We start from the raw sequence: 9634 nt of genomic DNA on the forward strand, positions 1-9634 counted from the left end.
GTTCGCCGCCCTTACTGTCAAAACGGACAGTGGGTAGAGGCGTTAATTGACTATTCCACTCATTCAAAGTGGGTTGCAAGTTGGCCTCATCAAACCATTTGTCGGGGATGAGTATTTCACCGGGACTTAACCGGGATAATTGCGTTGAAATTTCATCGAATGCGCAGCTGCACACATGAAATTCGCCGGTCGACATATCGAGCCAAGACAGCGCGTAATTTTTCCCCGAACGGGCAATTGCAACCAGAAAATTGTGTGAACGGGCATCCAGTAAGCTGTCTTCGGTAATTGTGCCCGGTGTGACCAAACGGACCACATCGCGGGCGACAACGGATTTGGAGCCGCGTTTTTTGGCCTCAGCTGGACTTTCCATCTGTTCGGCAACGGCGACCCGAAAGCCTTTGCGAATGAGCCGTTGCAAATATCCATCTGCCGAATGTACCGGCACACCGCACATGGGAATGTCATCCCCATCGTGTTTTCCGCGTTTCGTGAGAGCAATATCCAAAGCTTTAGCGGCTTTGACGGCATCTTCGAAAAACAACTCGTAAAAATCTCCCATCCGATAGAAAAGGAGACTGTCCGTATGCGCCGCCTTGATGGAAAGGTACTGCTCCATCATGGGGGTAACTGACTTATTCGGTTGCGACTTTGATTTGACTACTGTAGGCATGAAGGAAAACTATCATACAAGCCGGTTTTGCCAACAGCTTTGTCAATTAATTTGCAGCGGAAGGTAGATCGCATAAAATTAATTGCCGAGGAAGCAGACAGATGAGTGACAAACGGGATTCCAGCCAATATGACGAAGCGCTGCGCTACCATGCGCAAGGTAAGCCTGGGAAGCTTGAAATTGTTGCAACGAAAGCCGTCGCAACACAGCAAGATTTATCTCTAGCATATTCGCCGGGCGTCGCGGCTCCCTGTTTGGCAATCGCTGAAAACCCTGACAGTGTTTATGATTACACAACCAAAGGGAACCGGGTCGCCGTTATTTCAAATGGCACGGCGGTTCTAGGGCTTGGAAATTTGGGTGCGCTGGGATCTAAGCCTGTCATGGAAGGGAAAGCGGTTCTTTTTAAACGCTTTGCTGATCTGGACTGTTTTGATCTGGAGCTGGATACAGAAGATGTTGATGAAATTGTCAATTGTGTCCGTCTCATGGGGCCAAGTTTTGGCGGTATAAACCTTGAAGATATTAAAGCGCCAGAATGCTTTATTATTGAACAGCGCCTTCGCGAGCTTATGGACATCCCGGTTTTTCATGATGATCAGCATGGTACTGCGATTATCGTGGCCGCAGCAATTTACAATGCGCTGCGCCTTGTGAAAAAGAAGAAAAAAGACGTCAAAGTCGTGGCTTCTGGTGCCGGTGCTGCTGCGCTAGCCTGTCTAAACCTTTTGGTTTCCTTGGGCATTGATCGCAAAAATATCTGGGTTACAGATATTGAAGGCGTCGTCTACGATGGTCGTGAGAAACTTATGGATCGCTGGAAGTCTGTTTTTGCTCAGAAAACGGATGCGCGTACTCTGTCGGATGTTATTGAGGGGGCAGATATTTTTCTAGGCCTCTCTGCGCCGGGTGTACTAAAGCCTGATTACGTAAAGCGTATGGCCAAAGATCCGATTATTATGGCTTTGGCAAATCCGACACCTGAAATCATGCCCGAAGAAGTTAAGGCGATCCGCGATGATGCCATTATGGCGACCGGACGTTCTGACTATCCAAACCAAGTTAATAACGTTTTGTGTTTCCCTTACATCTTCCGCGGTGCGCTGGATGTTGGGGCAACCGCGATCAACGAAGAAATGAAGGTCGCCTGTGTTAAGGCGATTGCTGATCTTGCGATGGAAGAGCAGGACGAAATTGTTATCAAGGCCATGGGTGGCGAAGCCAAGAATTTCGGCCCGGAATATATTATTCCCAGCCCCTTTGACCCGCGTCTGATTTCGATTATTGCCCCGGCTGTTGCCAAGGCTGCTATGGAAACAGGGGTGGCCAGCCGTCCGATTGAAGATTTTGACGCCTATTGTGAAAAGCTGAAACGCTTTGTCTATCGTTCCGGCTTGGTGATGAAGCCTCTCTTCGAACGTGCGAAAAAAGATCCCAAACGGGTTATCTATGCCGAAGGCGAGGACGAGCGGGTATTGCGGGCTGTGCAGGTGGCGATTGATGAGAAAATGGCGGTGCCGATCGTCGTTGGCCGTCCCGATGTTGTGCAGATGCGCATGGATAAGGTGGGGATTAAGCTCAAAGTCGGAAAAGACTTTGAAATCATTAACCCCCAAGATGACCCGCGATATAACGACTACTGGACGACATATCACAGTTTGATGGAACGTAAGGGGATTTCGCCCGAAACGGCCAAAGTGATCGTACGGACACGTAATACCGTTATTGCAGCCCTCGCCGTTTATCGGGGCGATGCGGATGCCATGATTTGTGGTGTGACTGGTGGCTATCATCGCCATCTTAAGCACGTTCGCGGGGTTCTCGGACTTCAGGATGGTGTCTCCGACTTCTCGTCCCTTAACTTGATGCTGATGCCAAGCGGCACTTACTTCATGGCGGATACATACGTTACGCAGGAGCCAACGTCTCAACAGCTGGCTGAAACGACTATTCTTGCCGCAAAACATGTGAGCCGCTTTGGGCTTAAGCCAAGGGTTGCGTTGCTCTCTCACTCTAATTTTGGTAGCTCGGATAGTGAATCTGCCTGTCGTGTGCGCAAAGCTCTCTCTTTAATTGAAGAGATGGACCCAGAGCTTGAAGTTGATGGTGAAATGCATGCAGATGCGGCTCTGGATACGGAACTACGCAGTCGGGTTTTCCCGAATTCAAATCTAACAGGGCCTGCAAACCTGTTGATTTTCCCGAATCTTGATGCGGCTAATATTGCCTTTAACCTGATGAAGACTGTCGAGGACGGTTTACCTGTCGGGCCGATCCTGGTCGGTGCGGCTCAGCCTGCGCATATTTTAACGCCTTCTGTAACAGGAAGAGGGGTTGTGAACATGACCGCTATTGCTGTAGTTGATGCACAGAACAGAGAAAGGCGGATTAAAAAATAAACGCCTGATAATAATTGCGCCTGATTAGGTACTAAGGAGGGACATTGCATAAAATGGTAATGTTCCTCCTGTATTTAAAAATCAGAAAAGTAAGTGCAAAAAACTGCATCACAGATATAAGCGGCAGAGGATGGGATGATGGAAGATACAAAAAACAGTAGCGATCTTCAAAATCTCACAGAAGACGAAAATTTTGGCCTCTCCTCTGATCTTATTCATGCTGTTGAGGATGCTCTTGAAGAAAGCAGGGATTCCGATGTTGAAGATCTGGTTGAGGGCCTTCACGAAGCTGATACTGCTGATCTGCTTGAAATTCTGGGGCGAGACGAACGTTATCGCCTGATGGAGGTGATCGGGGCTGGATTTGATCCTGAAATTCTTCCTTACCTTGATGAAACAATCCGTGAAGAAATCGTAGAATGGCTGGGGCCGCAGGGCATCGCTAAACTGGTTCAGGAACTAGATAGTGATGATGCTGTAGAGTTGGTTCAGGATCTGGATGAAGATCACCGGATGCATATCCTTGCGGCGTTACCGCAAGCTTATCGCCGTGTCATAGAAGAAAGTCTCAGTTATCCGGAAGATTCAGCCGGGCGTTTGATGCAACGGGAAATCGTTGCCGTCCCATCGGTATGGACTATTGGCGAGACAATCGACTACATGCGTGTCAGTGATAATCTGCCCGATGATTTTTATGATATTTTTGTCGTAGATCCCCGTCATCATCCCGTTGGTTTTATACCGGCAAGTCGGGTGATGAGGTCGCGTCGTCATGTGCGCCTGGACGAGGTAATGGACGATGATATGCGTATCATTCCGCTAGAGCTTGATCAGGAAGATGTCGCGCACATGTTCCGGCAATATGGCTTGATTTCGGCTCCTGTGATTGAGGCAAGTGGACGCTTGGTTGGAGTTATTACGGTTGATGACGTTGTTGATGTTATCGATGAAGAAGCTGGCGATGACCTCATGAAGATGGGGGGCGTGAGCGAACCCGATCTTTATGAAGATGTGGCGGATACAACGAAAGCTCGTTTTACTTGGCTTGGGGTTAACCTTTTAACTGCTGTTCTGGCGTCACTTGTTATCAGCCTTTTTGATGCAACGATTGAAAAGGTTGTTGCCCTAGCTGTTTTGATGCCGATTGTCGCGTCAATGGGGGGTAACGCAGGTACTCAGACCTTGACGGTGGCTGTACGGTCACTGGCGATGAAAGATCTTTCCGAAGCCAATGCTTCCCGCTTTATAGGTAAAGAGCTTATCATTGGGGTTATCAACGGGTTTCTTTTCGCTATTTTAACTGGGGTTGTGACTTGGCTTTGGTTTGATCAAGCTGCATTGGCCTTGGTTATCGGCGCGGCAATGATTATCAACATGGTCGTGGCTGGTTTGTGCGGAACGCTCATTCCTCTTGGGCTGGAAAAATTTGAAATTGATCCGGCTGTGGCGTCGAGCGTCTTTTTAACGACTGTGACAGATGTTATTGGCTTTTTTGCCTTTTTGGGACTTGCGGCAATATTCTTGCTATAACGGCTATCGTATCGTGCATTGGTTTTAGCTGTCTTGTATTAAAATAACTATTTGTTTTGTTTAAATACAAATAGTTAACTTGATTAATCTTAAATAGTTACCTGAAAGCTTATATCCCCTTATGATAGATAATTCCAAAATCAGTGTTAACTACGCAAGTTTGATTAGCCCTCTGCGTGTTGACTGGAAATTGGAAAGGGGTAAGGTGCGCGAAGGACAAAACATGTCCATCGGGATAACAGACTATGGGGTGGCCACGTGCCAAGTGTCTTAATCACAGGTGCCAATAAGGGTATCGGACTTGCTTTTGCGCAATCATTTGCCGTTGACGGGTGGAAGGTTCATGCTTGCTGTCGTCAGCCAGACAAAGCCAAGGGCCTGCAAGGTATCGAAGGCGATATCAGTATCCATAAGCTGGATGTCACAGATGATTTGCGTGTGGCAAGTGTTGCACGTGGCATGCTTGATGAGAAGATTGATGTCCTAATAAACAATGCTGGTTATTTTGGTCCTCGCCTTGGGTTTGGAGAAATCGATTACGAAGACTGGGCGCATACCTTTGCTGTTAACACGATGGCTCCCTTGCGTGTGGTTGAAAATTTTATTGAACATGTTAGCGGAAGTGATCGAAAGCTGATTGTTAATGTTTCCAGTAAAATGGGGTCTGTTGCCGAAAATGAAAGCGGCGGAGCTTATGTTTATAGATCATCGAAAGCCGCATTGAATGTGGTAACAAAAAGCCTGTCTGTTGATCTTAAAGAACAGGGGGTCACGGTTATCTGTGTTCACCCTGGTCATGTCCAGACGGATATGGGCGGCGAACAAGCACCCCTGACGATTGCAAAGTCGGTATCAGGGTTACGTAAGCTGATTGGTAAGGTTACGCACGAGCAAACCGGACAATTCTTTAATTATGATGGAACTATAATTCCCTGGTAAGAGGTACTTCTATGTCATCACGCTTTAGCGAAGAGCAAACTTTAATCCGCGAGACAGCTCAATCATTTGCGCGTGAGCAGCTCGCCCCCTTTGCCGCAGCGTGGGATAAAGAAGCAACGTTTCCTCGGGATGCAGTTAATGCACTTGGCGAACTGGGGTTTATGGGGATGTTGGTGCCGCCGGAATATGGTGGTGCTGGTACAGATCATATTTCCTATGTCTTGGCACTGATTGAAATTGCGGCCGGGGATGGTTCCTGTTCGACGATAATGTCAGTTCAAAATTCCTTGGTGTGTTCGCCGATTTTGAATTACGGCAGTGATGATCAAAAAGAAACCTATCTTAAACCTTTGGCATCTGGTGAGTTGTTAGGCTGTTTCTGCTTAACTGAACCAAGTGCAGGTTCTGATGCTTCCGCTTTGGAAATGAAGGCGAAAAAAGAGGGCGATCACTATATCCTCAATGGATCGAAGCAGTTCATATCTACGGGTAAAAATGCTGACATCGCAGTTGTTTTTGCTGTGACTGATCCTGATGCGGGCAAAAAGGGCATTTCTGCCTTTATTGTACCGACCAAAACGCCCGGGTTTTCCTGCGCGAATATCGAAGACAAGCTTGGTCAACATGCTTCTGACACGGCACATTTGGTTTTTGACGATTGTAAGGTTTCCAAAGACAATTTGCTGGGTGCCGAAGGTGAGGGGTACAAGATAGCCCTTTCCAACTTGGAAGGCGGGCGCCTTGGCATTGCGTCACAATCTATCGGCATGGCACGCAGTGCTTACCAAAGGGCAAAAAGCTACGCTAAAGAGCGTAAGGCCTTTGGTAAGGAAATCGCCAAGCATCAGGCTGTGGCTTTTCGTCTGGCCGATATGGCGACGTCTTTACAAGCTGCAGAATTAATGTTGTTAGAGGCCGCAAGGCTGCGTGACAATGGCGAGCCTTGCTTGAAAGAGGCATCTATGGCCAAACTCTTTGCATCTGAAATGGCAGAGCGTGTGTGCTCAGATGCTATACAGATCCATGGTGGCTATGGATATCTTCGTGATTATGAGGTCGAACGGATCTATCGTGATGTTAGGGTATGTCAAATATACGAAGGTACATCTGATATACAGCGTCTTGTTATCAGTCGTCAGATTTTACAGGAAGATGATGCATGAGTGGGGTGCTGGATTTTTATTTTGATTTTTCCAGCCCTTATGCATACTTCGCGGCAATGGATGTCGATAAACTTGCAGAGCGACACAATTTAACTATTCACTGGCATCCTGTCTTGCTTGGGGCTATTTTCAAGAAAACTGGTGCCCAGCCACTTCTTTCCATGCCATTAAAACAAGACTATGCCCAACATGATCTGGAACGCACGTCGCGCATAAACAAAGTACCCTTCATAATGCCGCCAAAGATGCCTTTTATGTCTCTTGCTGCGTGCCGCGCTTTTTATTGGTTGGAAAGACAGGATCGCAGAGTTGCGAACTCTTTTGCAAAAAACCTCTTTAAAGCCGGATATCAAATGGGGCTTGATATTTCAGATAGCGCGGTAGTTGTCGACGTTGTTGTTGCTCTTGGCTTCAAAGAAGATGACATCTTGGCCGGATTAAAGGATCAAAGCATTAAGGACGAGGTGCGCTCTGCTGTAGATAACGCGCAAGATGCAGGGGTTTTTGGCAGTCCTTATTTCATTTTTAACAGCGAACCCTTCTGGGGGTATGATCGAATGCCTATGCTGGACGAGTGGATCACGCAAAAAGGGTGGTGATTTGGTGATTTGTTGATGAGGTACGAAACGAGGGGAGTAGGCAATGCCGACTGTTAAAAGCGGAAGCTGGAAAGCAGCAGGCTTTACAGCGTTTATTTTTCTTCTCGTGGCTTTGGCAATCGGTTCGGTGAACTTTGTACAGCTCATTGTCTATTTTTTTGCAGTCGTATTTAACGTTGTATATCTTTACAGTGTTTTTCCCGGCAGCCGTTTCTTTTCTATATCTGTTGCAAACTTTATAGCGCTCTATACCTGTTTATTTAGTTTCTTTGTCACCACAAACTTTAGCTTTGTGAGTGGTGAACTATTGGGCGTCGGATATTTTATGCCGATTTTGGGCTTTTTTGTCGGTACCTGGAGTAATAGGAAATTAATTAAGTCCGTTGTTGTGGAGCACCGAAAAAATGCCAAAGGCTTGACGATAAAATCTGTTAAATGGCTGGTTCCCGTTAGCTTTATTGGTATTGCAACGTTTTTTATTCCTGAAAATTCAATTCCTGTTCTTATGGGGGATATTCTTTTCCTCGTATCTATGGGGGGGATTACTCTTGTCGTCAGCCTTGTAAGTAAAGACGTTGCGACATTTCTTTTAGAAGCAGGTCTTTTGTTCGAGGAATTCTTCCTTCGCGTAGAGACGCTTGTGATGCCTGCGTTTGCTTTTCTGACATTCTATTCCATGAATGTTATGATCTTTGGCTTTCTCTATCGCATCATTGATCATTACAGCGCCGTAACGCACTTCTCCATTCAGGGCGATGTTCGTGCAATATCCTTTATTGAGAGTTTGTACTTTTCGATCATTACACTCAGTACCGTTGGCTATGGCGATATAATTCCCATAACGGACGGCATTAAAGCCGTTGTCTCTATTCAAATTGTTGTCAGTGTGATGCTCTTGTTATTTGGATTTTCTGAAATTATGTCCTATTCAAGACGTACTCCTATAAAGAGAGAGCAAAAATAATCAAAACATGTGAGTGGTGAGGCTCTAATATGCCTTCGTTGTGATCTTTTTTGTGTTTAGATCTTTCGGTATAGTGGCCTTCCCTGTGAATAGTTTGTTGATCCGTAATTAGTTTATTGAGTTGCTATCTATGCCCTTGCATTTGATTAAATTATCCGTCGGTACCGAGAGCCCTGAAACTCTCGAAGAATTTCAAGCCCTTCGTTTGGCGCAATATGGGGAAATTTTTCATCAAACAAGAATGTTTCCTAAAAGGCGTGACGAAATCATTAGTGGTGGATCGATCTATTGGGTGATCAAAGGCCAGGTGAGGGCACGACAGTTAGTAAAGGATATTGTTCGGGTTGAGGATAGCGAGGGAAAATCAATGGCACGCTTTATCCTGGATCAGAAACTGATTCGGGTGAAAAGTCGTAAACATCGCCCTTTTCAAGGATGGCGGTATTTAAGGGCCGAAGATTCGCCCGTTGATGTGTCTGATTACGAATCGTTTGGTGATGGCGAATCAGAAAAAATGCCAGAACAAATGGTCGAAGAACTAGAGAAACTGGGACTTTTGTAAGTGGCGTCAAAAAAAAATCATTATTTTGTTTTTTTCTATAGACAAGACCCGACTACCTCCTTATAACCCAGCTTCACCGGCGCAGACAACGGTGACACACTGAAAGACGCGCTGGACGGTTAGAAAAAAGTTCAAACAGTACTTGCTCTTATTTTTAATCGACTTATAATAGCCAGCCTTGGCAATGTGGTTTTACATCACATATTGAGCTAAGGTTACATATTTTAAGAAAATATATGATGAAAAAAGGGCTTATAGCTCTCTATCGTCATGCATTCGGGGCCGGGTTTACTTGGTTCTGTTTTGTAAATTGTTGTTTGACATTGTTGATATGAATTGGAAGGGATGCGTGGACGGCGGTTTGTTGTTTATGACAACGAGCTAGCTAGTTTCATGTATCTTATTCGAAATAAGTTACACAAAACCTAGTCAGTAATAGAATTTGAGTTCTGTTTTAAGACAGAAGTCAGGTCAACTTGAGAGTTTGATCCTGGCTCAGAACGAACGCTGGCGGCAGGCTTAACACATGCAAGTCGAACGAGAAGGTTCTTTCGGGAACTGGACAGTGGCGCACGGGTGAGTAACGCGTGGGAATCTACCATGGAGTGGGGGATAACAGTTGGAAACGACTGCTAATACCGCATACGCCCTACGGGGGAAAGATTTATTGCTCTATGATGAGCCCGCGTTAGATTAGGTAGTTGGTGGGGTAATGGCCTACCAAGCCTACGATCTATAGCTGGTCTGAGAGGATGATCAGCCACACTGGGACTGAGACACGGCCCAGACTCCTACGGGAGGCAGC

General features: G+C 46.2%; 7 protein-coding genes, 1 rRNA gene and 1 pseudogene. 8 read left to right on the forward strand and 1 reads right to left on the reverse strand.

The features are described from left to right. Positions 1-673, reverse strand: a pseudogene (locus Q0241_RS20870) (DNA mismatch repair protein MutS); the annotation flags it as partial. A gap of 101 nt (positions 674-774) precedes the next feature. Between Q0241_RS20870 and Q0241_RS20875 the strand changes: the two are divergent. The 8 genes from Q0241_RS20875 to Q0241_RS20910 form a co-directional block, all read left to right on the forward strand. Beyond that, a complete protein-coding gene (locus tag Q0241_RS20875) occupies positions 775-3072 on the forward strand; it encodes an NADP-dependent malic enzyme (protein WP_299381016.1) in 2298 nt (765 codons plus the stop codon). Positions 3073-3210: 138 nt separating this feature from the next. Next, positions 3211-4602 (forward strand): magnesium transporter, encoded by a 1392-nt coding sequence (gene mgtE / locus Q0241_RS20880; RefSeq protein WP_299381017.1) that lies wholly within the window; start codon positions 3211-3213, stop codon positions 4600-4602. A 258-nt stretch (positions 4603-4860) separates the two neighbouring features. After that, complete coding sequence (locus Q0241_RS20885) at positions 4861-5541, forward strand: SDR family oxidoreductase (RefSeq protein WP_299381018.1); 681 nt, start codon at positions 4861-4863, stop codon at positions 5539-5541. Positions 5542-5552: 11 nt separating this feature from the next. Further along, a complete protein-coding gene (locus Q0241_RS20890; protein WP_299381019.1) occupies positions 5553-6704 on the forward strand; it encodes an acyl-CoA dehydrogenase in 1152 nt (383 codons plus the stop codon). Then, on the forward strand, positions 6701-7303 hold the full coding sequence (locus Q0241_RS20895) for a 2-hydroxychromene-2-carboxylate isomerase (protein ID WP_299381020.1): 603 nt from the start codon (positions 6701-6703) through the stop codon (positions 7301-7303). The genes Q0241_RS20890 and Q0241_RS20895 overlap by 4 nt, the downstream gene beginning before the upstream one ends. 43 nt (positions 7304-7346) lie before the next feature. After that, complete coding sequence (locus Q0241_RS20900) at positions 7347-8267, forward strand: ion channel (RefSeq protein WP_299381021.1); 921 nt, start codon at positions 7347-7349, stop codon at positions 8265-8267. Between the two features lie 130 nt (positions 8268-8397). Then, positions 8398-8829 carry a DUF1489 domain-containing protein gene (locus Q0241_RS20905; RefSeq protein ID WP_299381022.1) on the forward strand — a complete coding sequence of 144 codons (432 nt, stop codon included), beginning with the start codon at positions 8398-8400 and terminating at the stop codon, positions 8827-8829. 472 nt (positions 8830-9301) lie between these two features. Next, a 16S ribosomal RNA gene (locus Q0241_RS20910) occupies positions 9302-9634 on the forward strand; the annotation flags it as partial.

The organism is uncultured Kiloniella sp., assembly GCF_937128705.1.
In the GTDB taxonomy this organism is placed as follows: domain Bacteria; phylum Pseudomonadota; class Alphaproteobacteria; order Kiloniellales; family Kiloniellaceae; genus Kiloniella.